The organism is Streptosporangium canum, assembly GCF_900113865.1.
In the GTDB taxonomy this organism is placed as follows: domain Bacteria; phylum Actinomycetota; class Actinomycetes; order Streptosporangiales; family Streptosporangiaceae; genus Streptosporangium; species Streptosporangium canum.
Genome location: NZ_FOQY01000012.1, coordinates 49,621 through 70,452 on the forward strand (window position 1 = coordinate 49,621; position 20,832 = coordinate 70,452).

Here is a 20,832-nt window from a genome sequence, read left to right on the forward strand (position 1 = left end):
CCGTGGCCGTGCGACGCGGCCTCCGTGTCAGGCCGAGGGGCCGTACAGGGCGGAGGCGGCGGTGAGCAGGTGCTCCCGGACGACCTCCTCCGGCAGGTCGATCGTCTTGACCACGACGCCCTGCAGCGCGCCCAGGAGCGCCCAGGCGCGTACCCGTCGGCCGGGGTCCGCGTCCGGTGCGGCCAGGCGGGTGTAGATCGCGTCCCGGAAGGCGCGGATGACCTCGCCGGGGGAGCCGGGCGGGGCGTCGTCGGCGCCGCTGATGTCCTCCATGATCAGACGGACGATGGCCCGGTGCCGGACCGTGAAGGTCACCAGCGCCTCGACGAACGCGCGCTCGCCGTCGAAGCCGGTCTCGAACAGGGCCACGATGTCCTCGGCGGCGGGTGCGATCAGCTCGGCGGCCAGCCGGTCCTTCGGATGGAAGTGGTAGGCGACGGCGGTCTTCGTCAGCCCGACGGCCGAGGCGATGTCGGCCAGCGAGGTCGCGGCGTAGCCGCGCTCGGCGAAGAGCTGGCGGGCGGCCTCAAGAATGCGGCTACGCGTGTCGTAGCCGTGCTCAAGTGTGGTCATCGTCTCATTCCCGAACGGTCTAGAGCATTCCGGGTATGTCCGCGCCTACGCTTTCATCATAGGTTCTGTACGCCCGTACAGTACGGCGTTTCAGGCACATTTCAGACTTAATGGGGCGGTTGCCGATGTCTGGTCTGCTGGGACGACTGGGAAGCTGGTGCGCGAGGCACGGCAGGATCGTGCTGGCACTGTGGGTGGCCGCCGCCGTGCTGCTGACCGCGGGCTCGATCGTGTTCGCCGGTCCGGTGAGCAACAACGTGACCATACCCGGCACGGACGCGCAGCGGGCCCACGACCTGATGCGCGACGGCTTCGGCCCCGGCTACGACCCGGGGGGCACGGTCCAGATCGTGCTCTACTCCCCGGACGGCCCCCTCACCTTCCAGCGCCGGGTGCGCGCGGTCCACCGGGCGATGGACGAGATCCGCCGGGTCCCGCACGTGGCGGAGGTCCAGTCCCCCTACCGGGTCGGCGGCCTGGCGCCCAGCCTGGAGATCGGCCTCATCACGGTCAGGCTCAAGGGCCACGACAACGGCAAGCTGGCCGAGACCACCCGGATGCTCTCCGAGGCGGCCGAGCCCGTGCGCGCACTCGGCGTGGAGGCGGTTCCCGCCGACGCGTCCACCCCGGCGGACAAGGAGATCAAGACCGGGACCAGCGAGATCATCGGCGTGGTCTGCGCGCTGCTGGTGCTGCTGTTCGCCTTCGGCACGCTGGTGGCCGCGATGATCCCGATCTTCACGGCGCTGGTCAGCATCGCGACCGGCCTGGGGGTGATCAGCCTGCTCGGCCACGTCGTGGACGTCCCCAAGCAGGCCTCCATCATGGCGACGATGATCGGCCTCGGCGTCGGCATCGACTATGCGCTCTTCCTGCTCAGCAGGTACCGCAGGCTGCTGGCCGACGGCCTGCCGGTGCACGACGCGGTGCGCCGGACGGTCGCGAGTTCGGGCGGCGCGGTGGTGTTCGCCGGCGGCACGGTGATCATCGCGCTCAGCGCGCTGCTGCTCGGCGGCTTCCCCATGCTGCAGACGCTCGGCTGGATCACCGGCATCTCGGTCGTCTGCGCGGTGCTCACCTCCATCACCCTCGTCCCCGCCCTGCTCGGCCTGCTCGGGCACCGGGTCAACGCGCTGCGGCTGCCCTTCATGGGCCGGCGCAAGCGGGCGGACGAGGCCGCGGGCTGGAGCGCCCTGGGGGTCTGGGTCTCGAAGCGGCCCTGGAGCGTGCTCGCGCTCAGCGTCGCCGTCCTCGCCGCGCTGACCGCGCCCGCCCTCGCGCTCAAGCTCGGCCCGCTGGACGACGGCTACGGTGACAGGGACACCGCCGCCCGCCGCTCCTACGAGCTCATGCAGGCCGGATTCGGGCCCGGGATCAACGGGCCGCTGATCGTGGTCGCCTCCCTCGACGAGAAGGTCGTCGACCGCGACCCCGCGCCCGCCGTACTCCGGCTCCTGAAGGAGGAGGCCGGCGCGGTCGAGGGGGTGGCCCACGTCGGCGAGCCCGTGCTGAACGACGGCGGCACCGCCGTGCTGGTCCAGGCCGTCACCGCGTACGCGCCCAGCGATCCTCGGGCGCTGGCGGTGGTCGAGGACATGCGGGCGATCCGGGTTGCGGGGGCGCGGGTGCACGTGGGCGGCGAGGTGGCCGCCATGTCCGACGCGAGTGCCAGGATCGCCGACCGCACCCCGCTGGTCGTCGGCGTCGTGGTGCTGCTCAGCGCGTTGCTGCTGCTCCTGGCGTTCCGGTCGCCGGTGGTCGCGATCAAGGCCGCGCTGATGAACCTGGTCTCGCTCGGCGCCGCGTTCGGCGCGCTCTCGCTGGTCTTCTCCCTCGGACTGGGCAGCGGGCTGGTCGGCATGGACCCGCCGGTGGGCGCGGACGACTCCTACCTGACCACGCTGTTCTTCACGGTGCCGATCGACAGCTACATCCCGCTGATGCTGTTCGCGGTGCTGTTCGGCCTGTCGATGGACTACGAGGTCTTCCTGCTCACCGCCGTACGGCAGGCGTATCTGAGGCACGGCGACAACCGCAGGGCGGTGGCCGAGGGGCTGGGCGCGACCGGCCGGGTCATCACCTCCGCCGCCCTGATCATGGTCGCCGTGTTCGTCGCCTTCATCGCCTACCCCGATCCCATGGTCAAGATCTTCGGTGTCGGCCTGGCGGTGGCCGTGGCGGTGGACGCCACCGTCATCCGGGGCTTCCTGGTCCCGGCCACCATGGTCCTGCTCGGCAGGTTCAACTGGTGGTGCCCCGGGTGGCTGGACCGGATCCTGCCCAACCTCTCCATCGAGGGACACGAGGAGGAGGAGTCCTCCGCCGAGGAGCCCCGCAAGGAGCTCGTCGTCGCCGGCCACGGCTGACCGTCAGTCGAAGACGATCACGCTGCGGGCCACCGCGCCCTCGCGGACGTGGCGGATCGCCTCGTTGACGTCCTCCAGCGGCACGCGCTCGCTGACCAGGCGGTCGAGGTCGAGACGGCCGCGCAGGTACTGCTCGGCGAGCATGGGCAGGTCGCGGAGCGGCGCGGCGTCGCCGCCCTGGGTGCCCATCAGGCGCCGGGAGGCGAACAGCAGGCCGGGCTCGATGGTGAGCGGCCGGCCCTGGGGCGGGCTGCCGACCATCACGGTCGTGCCGCCGGGCTGGGTGGCGGCGAAGGCGTCGCCGAGCACGCTGGGCACGCCGGTGACGTCGAAGGCGTAGTCCACGCCGCCCCGGACGATCTCGCCCACCTGCCGGGGCAGGTCGCCGGAGAGGATGGTGTGGGTGGCGCCGAACTCCCCGGCCAGCTTCAGCTTGGACTCGGCCACGTCGGCGCCGATGATGGTCGTGGCCCCGGCGAGCGCGGCGCCCTGGACCACGTTCAGTCCGACGCCTCCGCAGCCGACCACCAGCACGCTGGAGCCCGGCGTCACCCTGGCCACGTTCAGCACCGCGCCGACCCCGGTGACCACCCCGCAGGCCAGCAGGCACATGGTGTCGAACGGCGCCCTCTTGTCGATCTTCACGCACATCGGCTCGTTGACCACGGCGTACTCGGCGAACGAGCCGATGCCGATCATCGTCTTGGCGTCGGCGCCGTCCACCTTGATCCGGGTGGTGCCGTCGCGCATCGTGCCCATGATCGCGGCCGTCCGGGCCGGTCCGCCGCACAGGTGGAACCGGCCGCCGCCGCAGTTGCGGCAGCGCCCGCAGGCGCCGTTCATCGCGATGATCACGTGGTCGCCCGGCCTGACCCCGGTCACGCCCGCGCCCGTGCTCTCCACGATCCCCGCGCTCTCGTGGCCGAGGACGAAGGGGGGCCGCCGCACCACCGGGCTCTTGCCGTCCAGTGCCTTGATGTCCGAGCCGCACACCCCGGACGCCTTGATCCTGACGCGGACCTCGCCCGGCCCGGGGTCGGCGACCTCGACCTCGCGGATCTCCAGCGCCGCCCCGAACTCGGTGAGTACGGCCGCGCGCATCAACATCAGTCCGCTCCCGTCGCCGAGGACCCGTGCGCTCCGCACGCTAGCCGGGACCAGGCTCATAAGCAAACATTTGCTTGGTTTCCGGCGGCGCCGCAACTGCCGGGCGATGCTCCATTGACACTCCGGAAGTGCCAAATCTACGCTGACGAAACCAAGCGAGCGCTAGGCCAAATTGCGGGCCGGGCGCGAGCCGCGCGGCACGGCAGGGAGTGATCCATGAGACGGCAGGCAGTGCGACTCATCGGCCTGGTGACCGCGGCGGCGCTCGTCGCCGGCTGCGCGGCCGCGCAGAAGAACGGCGCGGGCGCCCCCGGCGAGGCGGCGGGGGCCGCCGGGGTGACCGACACGACGGTCACGGTGGGCGGCGTGCTCACCAAGACGAGCGCGAGCGGATACTCGACCAAGGACGCCGAGATCGGGGCCAGGGCCCGGTTCCAGCGGGCGAACGAGGCGGGCGGCGTGCACGGCCGCAGGATCGAGTTCGCCGGGGCGGAGGACGACAACCAGGACGCCGCCAAGGGGGACGCGGCGGCCAAGAAACTGGTCCAGAGGGACAAGGTCTTCGCGCTGGTGCCGGTGCACGCGCCCAACTTCGGCGGCGCGACCTTCCTGGAGCAGCAGGGCGTGCCGTGGTTCGGCTGGGCGACGGGCCCGCAGTGGTGCGGCACGGAGACCGGCTTCGGCTACAACGGCTGCCTCGCCCCCAAGCCGGGCGCGGGCTCGCAGACCTGGTGGGGCAACCAGATGGCCGAGCTGATCGGCGGGTCCGCGGGCAAGAGCGTCTACATCCAGACGACCGACTCCAGCGGCAGCAAGTACGGAGGCAAGACCATCTCCCAGTCCTTCCAGGCGGCGGGCTTCACGCTGGCGGGCCTCAACTCCGGGCTGCCCGCCGCCGCCCCGCCGCCGGACTGGCTGCCCTACGTCAACAAGATCATGACCTCGGACGGCGGCGAGGCCCCGGACCTGGTGGTCTCGATCATCGCCGGCACCAAGTTCAACACCGGCCTGTACGCCGCGCTGAAGAAGGCCGGGTACAAGGGCCTGCTGTCCGACGCGACCAGCTACGACGCGGCCATCCTCAAGGACCCGGCCACCGCCCAGGCACTCGAAGGCGTGATCGCGGCCCCCATGTTCGAGCCCTTCGAGTCCCAGGCCCCGGAGATCGCCCAGCTCAGGGCGGATGTGGAGAAGGCGGCGCCGGGCACCGCGCTGACCCAGCACCTGGCCATCGGCTACTGGGCCGCGGACATCTTCCTCAAGGTGCTGGAGCAGACCGGCAGGGACCTGACCAGGGAGAGGTTCCTGGCCACCGCCAACGGCTCGTTCACCTACGAGAACGCCGGATTCGGCAGGATCCGGTATCCCAGGGACCACACCGAACCCAACGGCTGCGGCGCCCTGGTCAAGCTTGAGGGCGGTGCGTTCAAGGTCGCCAAGAACATGAAGTGCTTCGACAACGTCCCGCTGAGATAGCGGCCGGAAACTTGCCGCTCGCGAGTCTGGCGGGCCACGTGAGCGGCGGGACAAGGGCGGCCGGGGTGTCCGCGAGGACATCCCGGCGCCCAGGTCTGCTCCCGCGGGAGGAGGGCGGAAACGCGGGCCCTCGCCACGAGAAGGCAGACAAACAGGCGCGAACTCTTGGGGTGAAGGCCCTTCATGTCGGAGCTCTTCGGTTACATCGTCAGCGGCCTCGTCACCGGCGCCGTATTCGCGGTCATGGCCTCCGGGCTGACCCTGTCCTACTCGGCGACGGGCGTGTTCAACTTCGCCCACGGCGCCGTCGGCTTCCTGGCCGCGCTGCTGTTCTTCGAACTCAACGCCGGGCTGGGGCTGCCCGCCTGGACGGCCGGGCTGGTCGCGGTGGGACTCTTCTCGCCGCTGCTCGGATACGTGCTGCACAGGGCCATGTTCCGCGGCCTGGCGCAGGCGGGGGAGACCGCGCAGATCGTCGGGACCATCGGCCTGACCATCGCGCTGCCCGCGCTCGGGCTCTGGATCGTGGACCTGGTCGCCGAGCCGTTCGGGCTGCCGCGCGCCGACGCCACCTCCCTGCCGCACGGCCTCGGCCCCTACCCGGCGGTCACCTTCACCTTCGGCGGCGTCCACCTCGACTCCGACCAGCTCATCACCTTCGCCTTCGCGGTGCTGGCCGCCGCGGGGCTGTGGGCCTTCATGCGGCACACGCCGTACGGCCTGCGGATGCGCGCCTCGGTGGACCGCCGCAGGCTGGCCACCCTGCGCGGGATCGACGCCGACGCCTCCTCGGCCATGGCCTGGACGCTCGGCTCGGCGCTCGCCGGGCTCGCCGGGGTACTGGCGGTCTCCACCCTGGGCCTGGACTCCACGGCGTTCACCGTGATGCTGTTCGTCTCGGCGACGGCCGCGGTGTTCGGCCGGCTGCGGTCGATCCCGTGGACGTTCGCGGCCGGCCTCGGGCTCGGCGTGGTGCAGAACCTGGTCGCCGGATACGCCGACTTCGCCGAGGACGTCACCGGGCTGCGCACCGCCGTTCCGGTGATCCTGCTGTTCGCGGGGCTGATCCTGCTCAACCGGTCCAAGGAGCGGGTCGCCGGGTCCGCCGCCGAGGACGCGCCGCCGCCCGACCACCTGGCCGGCCTGCCGATGTGGCGGCGGCGCCTGCCGTGGGCGCTCGGCCTGGCGGTCCTGCTCGCGTGGACCCTCACCCGGTCCGCCGACGACTTCTATGTGAGCGTGGTGGCCCAGGGGCTGGTCCTCGCGCTGATCTTCTGCTCGTTCGTGGTCGTCACCGGCATCGGCGGCATGGTCAACCTCGCGCAGGCGTCCTTCGCCTCGATGGCCGCCCTCACCTGCGGCTGGGCGTTCTCCTCCGGGCTGCCGTTGCCGGTGGCGATCCTGCTCGGCGTCCTGGGGGCGACCGCGGTGGGCGTGCTCGTCGCGCTGCCCGCGCTGCGGCTGGGCGGGCGGATCCTGACCCTGGCGACACTCGCCCTCGCCCTCCTCGCCGACCAGGTGCTGTTCCAGATCGACGCGTTCAGCAACGGCACGATCGGCTGGCCGCTGCCCGCGATCAGCCTGGGCTTCACCGACACCACCGACCCCCGGGTCCGGGTCGTGCTGCTGCTGGCCCTGATCGGGCTGGTCGGCCTGCTGGTGCGCAACCTGGAACGCTCGGCCTCCGGCCGGGCCGTCCTGGCCGTCCGCTCGGCCCCCGCCGCCGCGACCACCTCGGGCGTCTCGGCTCCCCGCACCAAGATCATGCTGTTCGCGCTGGCATCCGGGATCGCCGGGCTGGGCGGCGTGCTGTTCGCGACCTTCAAGGGCTCGGTCACCGCCACCGACCTGCCCGCCTTCGCCGGCTTCGTCTGGCTGGCCGTGGTGGTCCTGCAGGGCGTCCGGCGGATCGGCGGCGCCGTGCTCGGCGGGCTGATCGCCGCGGTCTTCCCCGAACTGCTGGCCGGATGGCACATCTCGGCCCACGCCGGCGCCATCCTGTTCGGCCTCGGCGGCATGATCCTGGCCCGGCACCCCGACGGCGTGCTCGCCCAGATGGCCGAGAGCCGCTACCGCCGGCGCGTGGGCCGGCAGCGGCGCGAGGGGGCGGCCGCCATCCAGCGCGAGGCCGCGGCGGCGGCCGCACCCGTGACGGCCGCCGTCGCGGCCCCCCGCCCGGAGGAGGGCCGGCCCGTGCCGGACGCGCTGTTCCGGCTGGAGAACGTGGTGGCGGGATACGGCGACGTCACGGTGCTGCGGGGCGTGGACCTGGCGGTCCGGCCGGGGGAGGTGGTGGCGCTGCTCGGTGCGAACGGCGCGGGCAAGTCGACGACCTGCGCGGTGGCCGCCGGGGACCTGCCGGTGACGGCCGGCCGGGTGATCCTGGACGGGGTGGACGTCACCTCCTGGCCCGCGCACCGCCGCGCCGGGGCGGGCGTGCTGCTCGCCCCGGAGGGACGCGGGGTGTTCCCGGGGCTGAGCGTGGACGAGAACCTGCGCACCTGGCTCGCCGACCCCGGCCCCGTCTACGAACGGATGCCCCAGCTCGCCCGCCGCAGGGGCGTCGCGGCCGGTGCGCTGTCAGGCGGCGAGCAGCAGCTGCTCACGCTCGCTCCGGCTCTGGTCAGGCCGCCCCGGGTGCTGATCGCCGACGAGCCGTCGCTCGGGCTGGCGCCGCTCGTCGCGGAGCAGGTGTTCGAGGTCTTCGCCGAGCTCCGGGCGCGCGGCGTCGCGCTGCTCCTGGTGGAGGAGAAGGCCACCTCGGCACTGAGACTCGCCGACACGGTCGTGTTCATGCGCCTGGGCCGGGCCACCTGGACCGGTCCCCGCGCCGAGGTGGACGGCGCCCGGCTCGCCGCCGCCTACCTGGGGGTCTCGTGAGGGCTGCCCGGGATCCCGTGTGCGGGAGCGGATCCGGCCAGGCACGGGGCCGCGCGCCGGGCGGCCCGGGCGGTCCGGGCGGTCCGGGTGGTCCGGGTGAAGAGTGAGGGATGAGGGGCGAGCGATGAGCGCAGCGTTGGCTGTCGAGGCCGTGTCGGTGTCCTTCGGGGGCGTCCACGCGCTCACCGACGTCTCCTTCGAGGTGCCCGAAGGCCAGGTCTGCGGGGTGATCGGGCCCAACGGCGCGGGCAAGACCACGCTGTTCGACGTGATCTCCGGACTCCGCCGGCCGACCTCGGGCTCCGTCTCGGTGGCGGGCCGCGACACCACGGGCGTTCCGGCGGTACGGCGGGCACGCGAGGGGCTGCGCCGTACCTTCCAGCGCACCCAGGTGTTCGGCCGGCTGACCGTGGCCGACAACGTGCTGGCCGCGATCGAGTGGCGGGGAGGGGGCGGGGGCCTGCCGGCCGATCTGGCCGGTGGCCGGGCCCGCCGGCGACTGGAGCGGGACCGCCGGGAACGCGTGGACGAGGTGCTCGCGCTGTGCGGGCTGACCGAGCTGCGCGACGCCTACGCGGCGGCCCTCCCCGTCGGCCGGCGACGTCTCGTCGAGCTGGCCCGCGCCCTCGCCGACCACCCCTCGCTGCTCCTGCTCGACGAGCCGACCTCTGGCCTCGACGCCGACCAGGCCGCTCGCATGGAGGAGATCATCAGGGCGCTGGACACCACGGTTCTGCTGGTCGAACACGACATGGGCTTCGTCATGAACGTCTGCGACCGCCTCGTCGTCCTCGACCTCGGCAAGGTCATCGCCTCGGGCACCCCCGCCGAGATCGGCGACGACCCCGTGGTGCGCGCCGCCTATCTCGGCTGTCCGTGAGGACAGAGGCGGGCGACTCCGGATCCTCGCCAATTTTACCGGAAAGCGGCGGATATATGGCACTGACTGCTATTTCGCCCCACGCTGCCGCTATGCCATTTCTGTGGAGGCAACCGGTGGATTGATAACGTTCCATGGCGAGTCACTGCGAGACATGCCACGATGGGTCGATATAGTATTTCCACAGTTCAGGACGCACGTCATTCCCCCGAAAAGGCCGGAAGTCTCCCTTTTTGGCCATTCAAACCATGCACATCTATTGGGGATTTCATGCGACGTCTCTTGTGCCTGACCGCCACCGGTCTCTTCCTTCTCGGCGGCACCGCTTCCGCTGCCGTCCGGTCACAGCCTTCCGATTCCGATCTGTCCATGGCCACGCCGATTCCACCCCAGGCTCAGGTGGACCCGCCCCGGGACCGGGTGGGCCCGCCGATCCCGCCGAGGCCCGTTCCGCCGTGGATCAACTCGGGTCCGCCCGTCCCGCCGCGGCCCGTTCCGCCGAGGCCCGTCCCGCCGCGCCCCATCCCGATCCCGCCGTGGGCCTACCCCCGCCCGCCCATTCCGCCGGGGTCGGGGCCGGTGGCGTGGCCCATTCCGCCGCGTCCCTACCCGGTCTATCCGGTCTACCCCGGGTATCCGAGCTACCCGGTCGTGCAGGACATGGCGAAAGACCTCCTGCTGACCGTCGAGAAGCTGCGGGACCCGAGCTACACGGCACGGAGCGTCCAACTCGGGTGCGCCCCGGTGTCCGGAACGCATCCTGACGCGGGCGGGGCGTGCGCCGTGCTGACGCCGGCGCAGGGCGACCCCGCCAGGATCACGCCGTCGTGGACGGTCTGCGCTCAGGTGCAGGACCCCGTCAGGGCCACCGCGACCGGCATCTGGAACGGCCGGTACATCCAGTTCGAGTACACCTACAGCAACCCCTGCGCGATGCGCCGCGCCACCGGCCCGGTCTTCTCCTTCTAGCGCCCTTTCCGCGGGCCTCCGGGCGACTCACTCCGCTCGGTCCCAGATCCCCGGCGCCCGGAGCGCCGGGGATCCCGCCGGTCGACGGCGGAAGAAGCGCCGACAGCCTCGCCGGGCACCTGCCGGGCGGTGGTGGGCAGGGTGACCGGTGATCTGGTCGCCGCCGGATCGGCGTTTCGCGTGGTGGGCCGGGATCGCGGCGCGGCGCCCCGGCCCCGGCGGGCCGTTGTCCGACGCGAAGGCGGAGTCGAGCGCGCATATACGTCCTGATCCTGCTTTGAATCCCGACAGAAGGGGCTAAGTAGCCTAAGGGGAGTGAAGGTTTAATTTGCATGGCGTATATTTGCTTTTCTTGGACTATGTTAACGGGTGAAATTCGACTCCTCGAAGATAATTTCTGGCTGATCGCCACCGCGGCGTGACTGATCGGAAACTTCCGATACCAAGAACGTCAGGGGAAATTAAGTGCTTCGTTGGAGAAACAGATGGACGTCAAGTCGCATCTCCCGAAAGCGTGTCGGAGCTCTGGCCGTAGCGGCCATGGCCGGTGTCCTTCTCGCCTCGTCCAATCAGGCTCCGGCCGACGCGGCCACCGGACAGGGGGAGGTAACCGCCTCCCCGTTCGGGATCGGCGGTGCCGGCCTGCTTCCCGCTTCCTCCTTCACGTATACGTACTCCATCGAGGAGGCAGCCCTCGGCGCGTGCAACCACTCCTCCGGGTGCCGGCGAAGCCACTGCGGGCACGGGAGTCACTGCGGATGCAGAAGCCACTGTGAATGCCGGAGCCACTGCGAATGCCACAGAGGCTGTCGCGGGCCCCGTGGCTTCAAGGGGAGGCACGGCAGAGACGGCCAGCGGGGACCCGCGGGCCCACCCGGTCCCGCAGGTCCACCCGGCCCCGCGGGTGCCGACGGAGTTGACGGCGCCGACGGGCTGACCGGTCCTGTGGGTCCTGCGGGTGCCGACGGACTGGCCGGTCCTGCGGGTCCTGCCGGTCCTGCGGGTGCCGACGGACTGGCTGGTCCTGCTGGTCCCGCTGGTCCTGTGGGCCCTGTGGGTCCTGTGGGTCCTGCGGGTGCCGACGGGCTGGACGGACCTCCCGGTGCCGATGGACTGGCCGGTCCTATGGGTCCTGAAGGTCCTACGGGCCCTGAAGGTCCTACGGGCCCTGAAGGTCCTACGGGCCCTGTGGGTCCTGCGGGCGCCGACGGGCTGGACGGACCTCCCGGTGCCGATGGTCTCGCCGGTCCTGCCGGCCCTGAAGGTCCTATGGGCCCTGCCGGTCCTGCGGGCCCTGTGGGAACGGCCGGGGCCATCGACCTCAGCTCTTCGACCGCTCTCTCCGCTCCCGAGAGCCCTGCGGGTCCTGAAGGTCCTATGGGTCCTGCGGGTCCTATGGGTCCTGCGGGTCCTGCCGGTCCTATGGGTCCTGCCGGTCCTGCCGGTCCTGCGGGTCCTGCGGGTCTTGCCGGTTCCGTCGATCTCGCCGATGCTGCGGACCCTGTCGGTCCGTACGGGCTTGTCGGCCCCGTCGGTCTGATCAATCTCTTCGGCGCCGTGGGGTCCTGTGGGACCGTCGGGTCCTGCTGCTCGGGCATCGCCCTGGTGTGATGACAGGCGCTGTGGCCCCTGTGGTCTTCTCGGATCACAGGGGCCTGGTCTTCCGGGACCCTGCCGGCCGGCTCGGTAAGCCGTCTCCATCCCTTTTTTTTAGGCTGAAAGCGCTCATGTGAAACCAGCGGGATTTTTCGGGCGTGCAATAGATTGACCGGACGCGCCGATGGGGCGGGATGTCGATCCGGGGCCCATGGGTGACTCCGCCGGAAATCCGGTCTGTCGTCGAGTCGCTCGGACGGACCGCCGGAACTTCCCCCGTCTCCCGGCCGGGAGCATCACAGCACATCAGCGGAGATTCCCGCCGAACTCCCAGTCGCTTCCAAGTCCTCCTCAAGTCGTCTCCGCCATGCTCTCGCCTCGGGAAGCGAGTTTTGGGGAGAGAACGCAAATGTGGGCACGATTCACCGCCGTGACCGGCCTGGTACTGGCCGGTGTGCTGGCCCTGCCTGGTGTCGCCATGGCAAAGCCGAAAGACCTGGATATTCCGGTAGGAACATGGCTGGCGGCCAGAACGCATCCTGCCGTGCAGCTGACCTCGGTGTCCTACACGGCCGACGTGGCCGTGCCGACTCCGGTGGCGAACCTGGAGGCGATCAGAGGGCTGACCCAGCAGGGGGTCGCCGCGGTCCAGTCGGGCAAGATCTCATCGGACGAGAACAGCATCTACCGGTGGGTCGTCCAGCAGATGGCCAAGGAACCGGGACGCTACTTCTCGCCCGGAGCGCCGGAGCGGGTCGTGGAGGCGACGGCCGGCGGCCTGTGCACGGGCTGGTGGGTCACGCCGGACGGTTACATGGTGACGGCGGCCCACTGCGTCGGCCAGGAGGAGGACGAGCTGGCGCAGACCTTCGCCACCCAGGCCCTCACGAAGATCAACGAGAAGGACGCCGCCGACCTGATCTCCAGCCTCGGTGACATCGCCTCCGACGACGAGATCGTCCGGACGGCCGCGAAGATCTTCCAGATCTGGAACGCGGACAACATCAAGATCCGCAACGTGCAGAGCTCCCTGTCGCTGCTGCAGAGCCTTCCCGGCGGCGGCGTCGACAAGACCGCCAAGGCGGTGCCGATCGAGCTGGTGGCCAAGGGCACGGTCTACCCGGGCAAGGACATCGCGATCCTCAAGGCCAACGGGCAGAACAACCTGCCGACGGTCCCGCTGGGCCAGGACTCGGACGTGCGGGTGGGCGACACCCTCTACATCAGCGGGTTCCCCGGCACGGTGACGCAGACCTCGATCTTCAACATCGAGTCCAAGCTCGACCCGGCCTTCACCGAGGGCCCGTACAACGCCAGCCGTCAGACCCCCGAGGGTGTGCCGTACATCCAGACCCAGGCCCCGTCCTACCCGGGCAACTCGGGTGGTCCGGTGTTCAGCAAGGACGGCAACGTCATCGGCATCCTGGTCGGAGGCCTGATCCAGCAGGACGGCGGCTCCACCGAGGGTGAGAGCTTCGTGCTGCCGGTCAGCATCGTCAGGGAGAAGCTGAACGAGAAGAACATCAAGTCGGCCGAGTCGGTGACGACGAAGGCCTACAACGAGGCGCTCGACCTGTTCTTCAAGAACCACTACTCCGACGCGCTGCCCAAGTTCCGCGAGGTCCAGGCGCTGCAGCCGAACCACCCGTACGTCGCCAAGTACATCACCGACTCCCAGCAGGCCATCACCGCGGGCAAGGACGAGAGCTCCTCGTCGATCCTGCCGTGGGTGCTGTGGGGCGGCGGAGGCCTGCTCGTCCTGTTCGTGCTCGGCACGCTGGGCACGGTGCTCAGAGGCAAGCGGCGGTCGAAGATCCCGCCGTCCTCCTTCCCGCCCGCGCCGTACGGCGCGCAGCCCGGCTACCTGCCGCCGGGACAGGGCCAGTACGGCCATCCGGCCCAGCACGGCCAGCCGTACGGCGTGCCGCAGCAGCAGCCCTACCCGCAGCGGCCGCCCTATCCGCTCCCGGCCGCACCCGAGGACACCCGGGCGGTCCGCCCGCACTCGCCGTACGGGGAGCCGCAGCAGAAGCCCGGCCCCGGGGCGAACACCCGCATCGCCGGACTCGAGGCGGAGCTGGAACAGCTACGCCGCAACATGGGGCAGCGCCCGCCCGATCAGCGCTGACCCGCCGCCGGGCCGGAGGGCCCGTCGGGGCCTGTCCGGCCCAACGGGGCCCGGAGCGGATCCACCGCTCCGGGCCCCGTTCCGTGCGGCCCGTCCCTGTACGGTCGCCCAAGCGTGCGCTAGTTTGGTTAGGTGGATCTGGACTTCACGCGCGCGGAGCAGGACTTCCGGGCCGAGGTGCGAGACTGGCTGGCCGGGCACGTTCCCGGGGCCCCGCTGCCCTCCATGGACACCCGGGAGGGATTCGAGGCGCATCGCGAGTGGGAGCACCTGCTCGCCGGGGAACGGCTGTCGGTGGTGTCCTGGCCCGTCGAGTACGGCGGGCGGGGTGCGAGCCTCGTCGAGTGGCTGATCTTCGAGGAGGAATACTGGGCGGCGAGCGCCCCCGGCCGGGTCAGCCAGAACGGCATCTTCCTCCTGGCCCCCACCCTCTTCTCCCACGGTACGGCCGAGCAGCGGGAACGGTTCCTGCCCGGCATGGCCAGGGCCGACGACGTCTGGGCCCAGGCCTGGTCGGAGCCGGAGGCGGGCAGCGACCTCGCCGCCCTCACCTCCCGCGCCGAGCGGGTCGAAGGCGGCTGGCGGCTCCATGGGCAGAAGACCTGGAGCTCCCGGGCCTCCTACGCGGACTGGGGCTTCGGGCTGTTCCGCAGCGACCCCGCCTCGGCCCGGCATCGGGGGCTGACCTACTTCATGTTCCCCCTGGCCGGCGTGACCGTCCGGCCCATAGCCCAGCTCGACGGTGAGCACGGGTTCGCCGAACTCTTCTTCGACGGCCTCTTCGTCCCCGACGACCTGGTGCTCGGCGCCGCCGGTGAGGGCTGGCGGATCGCGATGGCTACCACCTCCTCCGAACGCGGCCTCACCCTGCGCAGCCCCGGTCGGTTCCTCGCGACGGCCGACAGGCTGGTCCGGCTTGCCCGCTCGACCGGCGCCGACCCCGTCCTCGCCGACCAGGTGGCACGGGCCTGGCTGGACGCCGAGTCCTACCGGCTGCACACCTTCGGCACCGCCCGTAGGCTGGCGGCGGGGGAGGAGATCGGCTCCGCGTCCAGCATGGGCAAGGTGTTCTGGTCCGAACTCGACGTGCGCATGCACGCCCTGGCGCTCCGGCTGCTCGGCGAACGCGGCCTGCTGGACGGCGGAGCCCCCGACGCCGAGGAGGGGGGCCGATGGCTGGACGGCTACCTTTTCTCCCTCGCCGGTCCGATCTACGCGGGCACCAACGAGATCCAGCGGAACATCATCGCCGAACGCGTTCTGGGGCTGCCCCGATGAACTTCGCATTCACCGACGACCAGCTCGCCCTCGCGGCGGCCGTACGGCAGGTGCTCGCGGCCCACTGCCCAGCGGAGGCCGTACGGAACGGACGGAGCCCCGCCTGGTCCCAGCTCGCCGAGATCGGGCTGTTCGGGCTGCTGGTCCCCCAGGAGCACGACGGCCTCGGGCTGGGGCTCGTCGACGCGGTCCTCCCGTTCGAGGAGACCGGGCGGGCCGCGCTGCCCGGTCCGGTGGCCGAGACCGCCGTGGCCGCCCCGCTGCTGCTGGCGGGCGATCCGGCGCTGGGCAAGCTCGCCGCGGGCTCGCTGCGGGTGAGCGTGCGGATCGGCGACCAGGTCTACGCGCCCGACGCCGATCTGGCCGACCTGCTGATCGTCGAGCGCGAGGGCGTGCCGCACGCCGTCCGGCCCGAGGCGGCACGGCTGACGCCGCAGTCCGGGGTGGACCGGACGAGGCCGCTGTTCGGGGTGGAGTTCCGTGACGCCACCCGGCTCCGGACCGAAGTCGCCCCGGCCGTCCGCGCGGTGACGGTCGCGGTGGCCGCCCAGCTCGTCGGGGCGGCCAGGCACCTGCTGGACACGACTGTCGGCTACGCGCGGACCCGCAGGCAGTTCGGCGCCCCGATCGGGTCGTTCCAGGCGGTCAAGCACCGGCTCGCCGAGGTCGCCATCGCGGTCGAGTTCGCCGCGCCCCTGGTCTACGCCGCCGCTCTGGCCGTGGACCGGCGCCTGCCCACCGTGGACCGGGACGTCAGCGCGGCCAAGGCCGCCGCGGGCGAGGCCGCCGAGCTGGCCGCCGGGACCGCCCTCCAGGTGCACGGCGCGATCGGCTACACCGGCGAGCTCGACCTGGGCCTCTGGCTGGCCCGGGTGTGGTCGCTCTCGGCCGCCTACGGCGGCCCCGGCCTGCACCGCTCACGGTTGAGGACCGCCATCCTCGGCACCCCGGAGGTGCGGCGATGGCCGTGACCCGCGCGCGCCGGAGCCGGGTGGCGGGAGGTCGGCGATGAGGTTCGGCGTCCCTCTCGGGCTGGTCCATCCGGACGCCTGGCGGGACGTCGCGGTCGCAGCGGACGAGCTCGGGTTCGAGTCGGTCTGGCTGCCCGAGCATCTGGTCTTCGCCACCGACCTGTCGCTGGCGCGTTATCCGGGAACCGACAGGCCCGGCATCTCACCGGCCACCCCGCTGTTCGACGCCCCCGCCTACCTCTGCTGGCTGGCCGGGCTGACCTCACGGGTACGGCTGGGCACCGCGGTGCACCTCTATGCCCTGCGGCACCCCTTCGTCTCCGCGCGGGCCTTCGCCACCCTGGACCGGGTGTCCGGGGGCCGGGCGATCTGCGGGGTCGGCGCCGGGTGGTACGAGGGGGAGTGGCGGGCGGCCGGGGTGGACTTCGGCACCCGGGGGCCACGGCTGGACGAGGCGATCGAGGTGACCCGGCGGCTCTGGTCCGAGCCGGTCGTCGCGCACGAGGGACGTTTCTACGGCTTCCCCGAAGTCGCCTTCGAACCCAAGCCCGTCCAGGAGCGGCTGCCCATCCTGGCCGGAGGCGAGTCGGGCGCGGCCCTGCGGCGAGCCGCCCGGCTCTGCGACGGCTGGATCAGCATGCCGCACTCCCCGGACACGATCCGCCCCCAGCTCGACAGGCTCGCCGCGCTCCGCGACGGCCGTCCCTTCTCGGTCACCGCGCACGCCTACGAGCTCGCCGGTCCCGCCGAGATCTCCCGATGGGAGGGGCTCGGCGTGGACCGCATGATCGTCCGTCCCTGGCGCCGCAGCCGCGACGCCGTCGCCGGCCTCGCGGCCTTCGCCGCCGACTGTCTTTAGCGCCGGCCGCGTCCGGCGTCGGCTGTCCCCGGGCGGACGTTCCCGTGGACGGCCGCTCTCGTCCCCCTGAAGACGGCATCCTCGCCTTCTCTGGCGGGCATCCTCGCCGCCTCGGGCAGGCACCCTCGCTGCCCTGGCGGGCATCTTCGCCGCCTCGGGCGGGCATCCTCGCCCTCTCGGGCCCGCATCCTCGCCTCCTCAGGCCGGCACTCTCGCCCGGCGGCGGCCCCGGTAGCCGCTGTGGACCAGGACGTCGGTCGGCTCGGTGGCGAGTGGCCCGGTCGGGATGGTCGTGCTGACCACGGGTTCGGACCGGCGATGGCGCCGGCCCCGTAGCGGGGCGTCCTCGACGAAGGTCGAGGACTCGACGACCGGGCGCTCGCGGAGGCGGCGCCTGCCCTGGTAGGGGGCCTGGGGGCCGTCGTGGCGCCGGTTGGCCGGTCCGGTGCCCTGGGCGCGGGAGGGGCCGGCCATGCCGGTCCGGCCGACGTGGGTGAGGCCGGGCCGGCCGCTCTCCTCGGGCCGGAAGAGATCGCCCCGGCCGTTCTGCCCGTCGCGGGCGAGACTGGCCCGGATGGCCTCCTCGGCGCGGGCCAGGCTGGCCTGCTCGGCGAGGGTGAGGTTGGCCAGTCCGGCCTCCCCGATGAGGCCGGCCAGTCCGGCCTCTCCGACGCGGGTGAGCGACCCGGTCTGCTCGGCGGGGATGAGTGACCCGGTCTGCTCGGCCGGGGTGAGCGGTCCGGCCTCCCCGACGTGACCGAGCGGGGTCGTGACCGAGGGGAACTCGGCCGTCGTGGCGGCCGGGAGCGTGGTCTCGGGAACGATCTCCGGGGTGACGCGGAGCCCCTCGGCCAGAACGGGTGCGCCCTTGGTGATCCGGCGGCGGCCGGGGGCGCGGCGGCGGCCCGGGGTCCGGCGGGCGGGACGGGCGGGCGCACCGGCGCTCGCGGCGAACGCGAGCCGTGTCTTCGACTGGCGGGCCTTGGCGTGGGCGATGATCGCGACCGCGGCGAGCAGGACCGGCGCGAGCACGGCGGGCGTGCCGAGCTGGGGGGTCTGCGGTGAGAGGCCGCTGCTGAGCGCGGTGGGGGTGGTCGCGATCGCGTTGGTGTCCGCGGTGGCGGGTTTGGCGTGTTTGCCGGTCGTGCTGGTACGGCCGGCGGAGATCTGGGGGGCGGTGGCGGTCGCGCCGGTCCTCGGGGCGGCTTCACCGGTCTTCGGGGTGGTCCGCGGGGCCGTCTCGGCGGTCCTCGTCTCCCCGGAGGAGGATGTGGCGGGCGACTTGGCGACGGGCTTGGCGGCAGGCTTGGCGTGCTTGGGGCCGGCCTCCGCCGTGGCCGGGGCCGCCGGGGCTCCGGCGTCCCGCCCGAGGTCGGGCGGAGGGACCATCGCGAGCAGGTTGGGTCCGGGGGTGAGCGCCACCGAATTGTCCGCCCGGGCGTCGGCGGCGGTGACGATCGTCTGCTTCTGGGAGGCCTCCCGGTCCAGCCGGGCCTTGATCTTCTCCGGATACCCGTAGCCGACGACCTTGCCGGTGTCGCGTTCCTTGCGCTTGGCGACGCCCCCGTCGATGTTCCCCTCGATCGTGTGGATCGTCCGGCCCGTCACCTTGGTGACGATCCCCACGTGGTCGATGTTGTCGATCTTCTTCGAGCCGCTCCAGTCGAAGAAGACGATCGCGCCGGGCTTGGGAGCGGTGCCCCAGGCGTCCTGCTCCTTGAACCACTCGGCGTGGTAGACGGTGTAGGCGAACTGGCCGATCCAGTCCTCGTAGCCGAGCTTCTTGGCCGCCCAGGACAGGTACATGTCGCACCAGGGGGCCGCCGTGTAGTCGGCGTCGAACTCGACGTTGTCGCCGTACCAGTTGCCGAACTTGGTGTAACCGCCGCCCTTCTCGGAATATCCGAGCTCGCTCTCCAGCAGCTTGATGAACTTCTGCATCTCAGGGGTCATAGAAAGCTTAGGGGGGACCCCCGGCAGCCTGAAGCATGGTCGCGCCGCCCTCGCAACCCGGCTACCGGGAGACGGGTTGAGCGACGGCGCGTTCACGCGGACCGATCCGGAGGGACGATCGGGACGCGTGTGGCGGCGCCATTGGTCAGTTGTCTTCCGTGACCAGGGAGGTTACCCGGAAGGAGCGAAAGGTCAAGACAGGCTAAAGCACACACCAAGGGGGCGGAACCATGACGGGACGACAAATGCCGACGTCAGAGGCGTTTTCGGGATTTTTGCGTACTAAACCGGTCAAACAAAAAGATCTACCATCCGTCCGGGCGGCGGGCCCTCCGGACGGCCGAATGCGATTCGGTAGAACGTGTTCTAAAATAGGGGCATGACGACCGATCTCGCCCCTACCGAGGACGCCGACGCCGTCCTCGCCGCGCTGGCCGTACTGACCGGGCGGGCCCGTGAACTGGTCGACGCGGTCGTGCTGACCGATGTCCCGCAGCGCGAGATCGCCGCCGTCGCCGCCGAGCTGGCCACCCTCACCGAGCGCCTGCGCGCCCGCACGCGTACCTCTCCCCAGCCCTTCGAGATCGGTCCCGACGGCGTGCCCCGGCACGCCGGCAACGCCGTCACCGGCTCGGCCAACCCGCACGCCCTCCCGCTGGTCGTCCAGACCACCCCGGAGCGGACGGCCCGTGCCGAGCTGACCTTCCGCCCCACGCACGAGGGACCGCCCGCCTCGGTCCACGGCGGGATCAGCGCCATGATCCTCGACCACCTGCTGGGGCACGCGGTCGCGGTGGCCGGCGTCGCCGGGATGACCGGCACCCTGACCGTGCGCTACCTGCGCCGGGTCCCCTACGGCGAGCCGCTGGTGGCGACCGCCGAATACACCCGCTCCGAAGGCCGCAAGTCCTGGTCCGAGGGGCGGATCGCCCTTCCCGACGGCACCCCCCTGGTCGAGGCCACCGGCCTGTTCGTCACCCCCAGGGAATGGGTGGAGAACCCGCTGCGGGGATGATCCCGTCCGGCGGGACCTCGGCGGCGGGGCTCAGTAGCCCGCGCCGGTGAGCATGCCGCCGTCCACCGTGAACTCGCTGCCGGTGCAGTAGCTCGCCCGGTCGGAGGCGAGGAAGGCCACCACGTTGGAGACCTCGACCGGCTTGGCGAAGCGCTTGATGACCATGGACTTCAGGAACGCCTCGCCGTCCACCTCGGCGGCGATCTCCGGATCCATCACCATGGAGGTGTTGATGGCGCCGGGGTGGACGGAGTTCACCCGGATCTTGAAGCGGGCCAGCTCGCGGGCCGCCGCCTTGGTCACGCCGCGCACCCCGAACTTGGAGGCGGCGTAGGCGGACATGCCCTCGGCGCCGATGAAGCCCTCGACCGAGGAGATGTTCACGATCGAGCCCCGGCCGGCGGCCTTCATGGGCTCGATCACCGACTTGACGCCGAGCCAGGTGCCCTTGAGGTTCACGTCGAGGACCCGGCTGTACTCGTCCAGCGTCATGTCGGCGATCCGGCGGAACTTCAGTATCCCGGCATTGTTCACCAGGATGTCGAGCTTGCCGTACGTCTCGACGGTGGTGCCCACCGCCCGCTGCCAGTCCTCCGGCCCCGTCACGTCCTGATGGACGAACAGCGCCCCGGTGGCCTCCGCGAGCGCCTTGCCCTCGTCGTCGAGCACGTCGCCGAAGACGACCTGGGCGCCCTCTTCGAGGAACAGCCGCACGTGGGCTTCGCCCATGCCCCGCGCCCCACCGGTGATCAGTGCGACCTTGCCGTCCAGCAGACCCATC

Annotated in this window: 15 protein-coding genes; 11 read left to right on the forward strand and 4 right to left on the reverse strand. The window is 71.6% G+C overall.

Annotated elements, in window-relative coordinates:
* Nucleotides 1-27: 27 nt before the first annotated feature.
* The gene (locus BM085_RS19140) at nt 28-573 is read right to left on the reverse strand and encodes a TetR/AcrR family transcriptional regulator (protein ID WP_093888321.1); all 546 of its coding nucleotides are present in this window, start codon (nt 571-573) and stop codon (nt 28-30) included.
* A gap of 125 nt (nt 574-698) precedes the next feature.
* Here BM085_RS19140 and BM085_RS19145 point away from each other — a divergent pair, with 125 nt between their 5' ends.
* The gene (locus tag BM085_RS19145; RefSeq protein WP_245789432.1) at nt 699-2,939 is read left to right on the forward strand and encodes an MMPL family transporter; all 2,241 of its coding nucleotides are present in this window, start codon (nt 699-701) and stop codon (nt 2,937-2,939) included.
* A gap of 3 nt (nt 2,940-2,942) precedes the next feature.
* Here BM085_RS19145 and BM085_RS19150 read toward each other — a convergent pair whose 3' ends face one another.
* Nucleotides 2,943-4,046, reverse strand: coding sequence for an alcohol dehydrogenase catalytic domain-containing protein (locus BM085_RS19150; RefSeq protein WP_093888479.1), 1,104 nt, complete (start codon nt 4,044-4,046; stop codon nt 2,943-2,945).
* Between the two features lie 216 nt (nt 4,047-4,262).
* Here BM085_RS19150 and BM085_RS19155 point away from each other — a divergent pair, with 216 nt between their 5' ends.
* From BM085_RS19155 to BM085_RS19195, 9 genes are all read left to right on the forward strand, one after another.
* The gene (locus BM085_RS19155) at nt 4,263-5,522 is read left to right on the forward strand and encodes an ABC transporter substrate-binding protein (protein ID WP_093888323.1); all 1,260 of its coding nucleotides are present in this window, start codon (nt 4,263-4,265) and stop codon (nt 5,520-5,522) included.
* A 183-nt stretch (nt 5,523-5,705) separates the two neighbouring features.
* Nucleotides 5,706-8,402, forward strand: a complete 2,697-nt coding sequence (locus BM085_RS46840; RefSeq protein ID WP_093888324.1) for an ABC transporter permease subunit — start codon at nt 5,706-5,708, stop codon at nt 8,400-8,402.
* 124 nt (nt 8,403-8,526) lie between these two features.
* Nucleotides 8,527-9,282: an ABC transporter ATP-binding protein gene (locus BM085_RS19165; RefSeq protein WP_093888325.1), complete on the forward strand. Its 756-nt coding sequence runs from the start codon at nt 8,527-8,529 to the stop codon at nt 9,280-9,282.
* A 579-nt stretch (nt 9,283-9,861) separates the two neighbouring features.
* Nucleotides 9,862-10,251 (forward strand): SSI family serine proteinase inhibitor, encoded by a 390-nt coding sequence (locus BM085_RS19170; protein WP_093888326.1) that lies wholly within the window; start codon nt 9,862-9,864, stop codon nt 10,249-10,251.
* Nucleotides 10,252-11,209: 958 nt separating this feature from the next.
* Complete coding sequence (locus BM085_RS44505) at nt 11,210-11,791, forward strand: hypothetical protein (RefSeq protein WP_177245166.1); 582 nt, start codon at nt 11,210-11,212, stop codon at nt 11,789-11,791.
* 465 nt (nt 11,792-12,256) lie between these two features.
* Entirely contained in the window at nt 12,257-13,975 is a 1,719-nt protein-coding gene (locus BM085_RS19180) for a S1 family peptidase (protein ID WP_093888327.1), read from the forward strand.
* A 132-nt stretch (nt 13,976-14,107) separates the two neighbouring features.
* Nucleotides 14,108-15,253, forward strand: a complete 1,146-nt coding sequence (locus BM085_RS19185; RefSeq protein WP_093888328.1) for an acyl-CoA dehydrogenase family protein — start codon at nt 14,108-14,110, stop codon at nt 15,251-15,253.
* Nucleotides 15,250-16,224, forward strand: a complete 975-nt coding sequence (locus BM085_RS19190; protein ID WP_177245167.1) for an acyl-CoA dehydrogenase family protein — start codon at nt 15,250-15,252, stop codon at nt 16,222-16,224. Before BM085_RS19185 ends, BM085_RS19190 begins: the two co-directional genes overlap by 4 nt.
* A 37-nt stretch (nt 16,225-16,261) precedes the next feature.
* Entirely contained in the window at nt 16,262-17,083 is an 822-nt protein-coding gene (locus BM085_RS19195) for a TIGR03619 family F420-dependent LLM class oxidoreductase (RefSeq protein WP_093888330.1), read from the forward strand.
* Between the two features lie 198 nt (nt 17,084-17,281).
* Here the strand turns inward: BM085_RS19195 and BM085_RS45995 are convergent, their stop codons facing one another.
* On the reverse strand, nt 17,282-19,024 hold the full coding sequence (locus BM085_RS45995; RefSeq protein WP_245789434.1) for a CHAP domain-containing protein: 1,743 nt from the start codon (nt 19,022-19,024) through the stop codon (nt 17,282-17,284).
* 391 nt (nt 19,025-19,415) lie between these two features.
* Between BM085_RS45995 and BM085_RS19205 the strand changes: the two genes are divergently transcribed.
* Complete coding sequence (locus tag BM085_RS19205) at nt 19,416-20,051, forward strand: PaaI family thioesterase (RefSeq protein WP_093888331.1); 636 nt, start codon at nt 19,416-19,418, stop codon at nt 20,049-20,051.
* Nucleotides 20,052-20,081: 30 nt separating this feature from the next.
* Here BM085_RS19205 and BM085_RS19210 read toward each other — a convergent pair whose 3' ends face one another.
* Nucleotides 20,082-20,831 carry a glucose 1-dehydrogenase gene (locus BM085_RS19210; protein ID WP_093888332.1) on the reverse strand — a complete coding sequence of 250 codons (750 nt, stop codon included), beginning with the start codon at nt 20,829-20,831 and terminating at the stop codon, nt 20,082-20,084.
* Nucleotide 20,832: the final 1 nt, after the last annotated feature.

Excerpts from the sequence above, each read along its gene's own strand:
- BM085_RS19140 (WP_093888321.1), bottom strand. The coding sequence starts at position 573 with ATGACCACACTTGAGCACGGCTACGACACGCGTAGCCGCATTCTTGAG.
- BM085_RS19145 (WP_245789432.1), top strand. The coding sequence starts at position 699 with ATGTCTGGTCTGCTGGGACGACTGGGAAGCTGGTGCGCGAGGCACGGC.
- BM085_RS19150 (WP_093888479.1), bottom strand. The coding sequence starts at position 4,046 with ATGTTGATGCGCGCGGCCGTACTCACCGAGTTCGGGGCGGCGCTGGAG.
- BM085_RS19155 (WP_093888323.1), top strand. The coding sequence starts at position 4,263 with ATGAGACGGCAGGCAGTGCGACTCATCGGCCTGGTGACCGCGGCGGCG.
- BM085_RS46840 (WP_093888324.1), top strand. The coding sequence starts at position 5,706 with ATGTCGGAGCTCTTCGGTTACATCGTCAGCGGCCTCGTCACCGGCGCC.
- BM085_RS19165 (WP_093888325.1), top strand. The coding sequence starts at position 8,527 with ATGAGCGCAGCGTTGGCTGTCGAGGCCGTGTCGGTGTCCTTCGGGGGC.
- BM085_RS19180 (WP_093888327.1), top strand. The coding sequence starts at position 12,257 with ATGTGGGCACGATTCACCGCCGTGACCGGCCTGGTACTGGCCGGTGTG.
- BM085_RS19190 (WP_177245167.1), top strand. The coding sequence starts at position 15,250 with ATGAACTTCGCATTCACCGACGACCAGCTCGCCCTCGCGGCGGCCGTA.
- BM085_RS19195 (WP_093888330.1), top strand. The coding sequence starts at position 16,262 with ATGAGGTTCGGCGTCCCTCTCGGGCTGGTCCATCCGGACGCCTGGCGG.
- BM085_RS45995 (WP_245789434.1), bottom strand. The coding sequence starts at position 19,024 with ATGCAGAAGTTCATCAAGCTGCTGGAGAGCGAGCTCGGATATTCCGAG.
- BM085_RS19205 (WP_093888331.1), top strand. The coding sequence starts at position 19,416 with ATGACGACCGATCTCGCCCCTACCGAGGACGCCGACGCCGTCCTCGCC.
- BM085_RS19210 (WP_093888332.1), bottom strand. The coding sequence starts at position 20,831 with ATGGGTCTGCTGGACGGCAAGGTCGCACTGATCACCGGTGGGGCGCGG.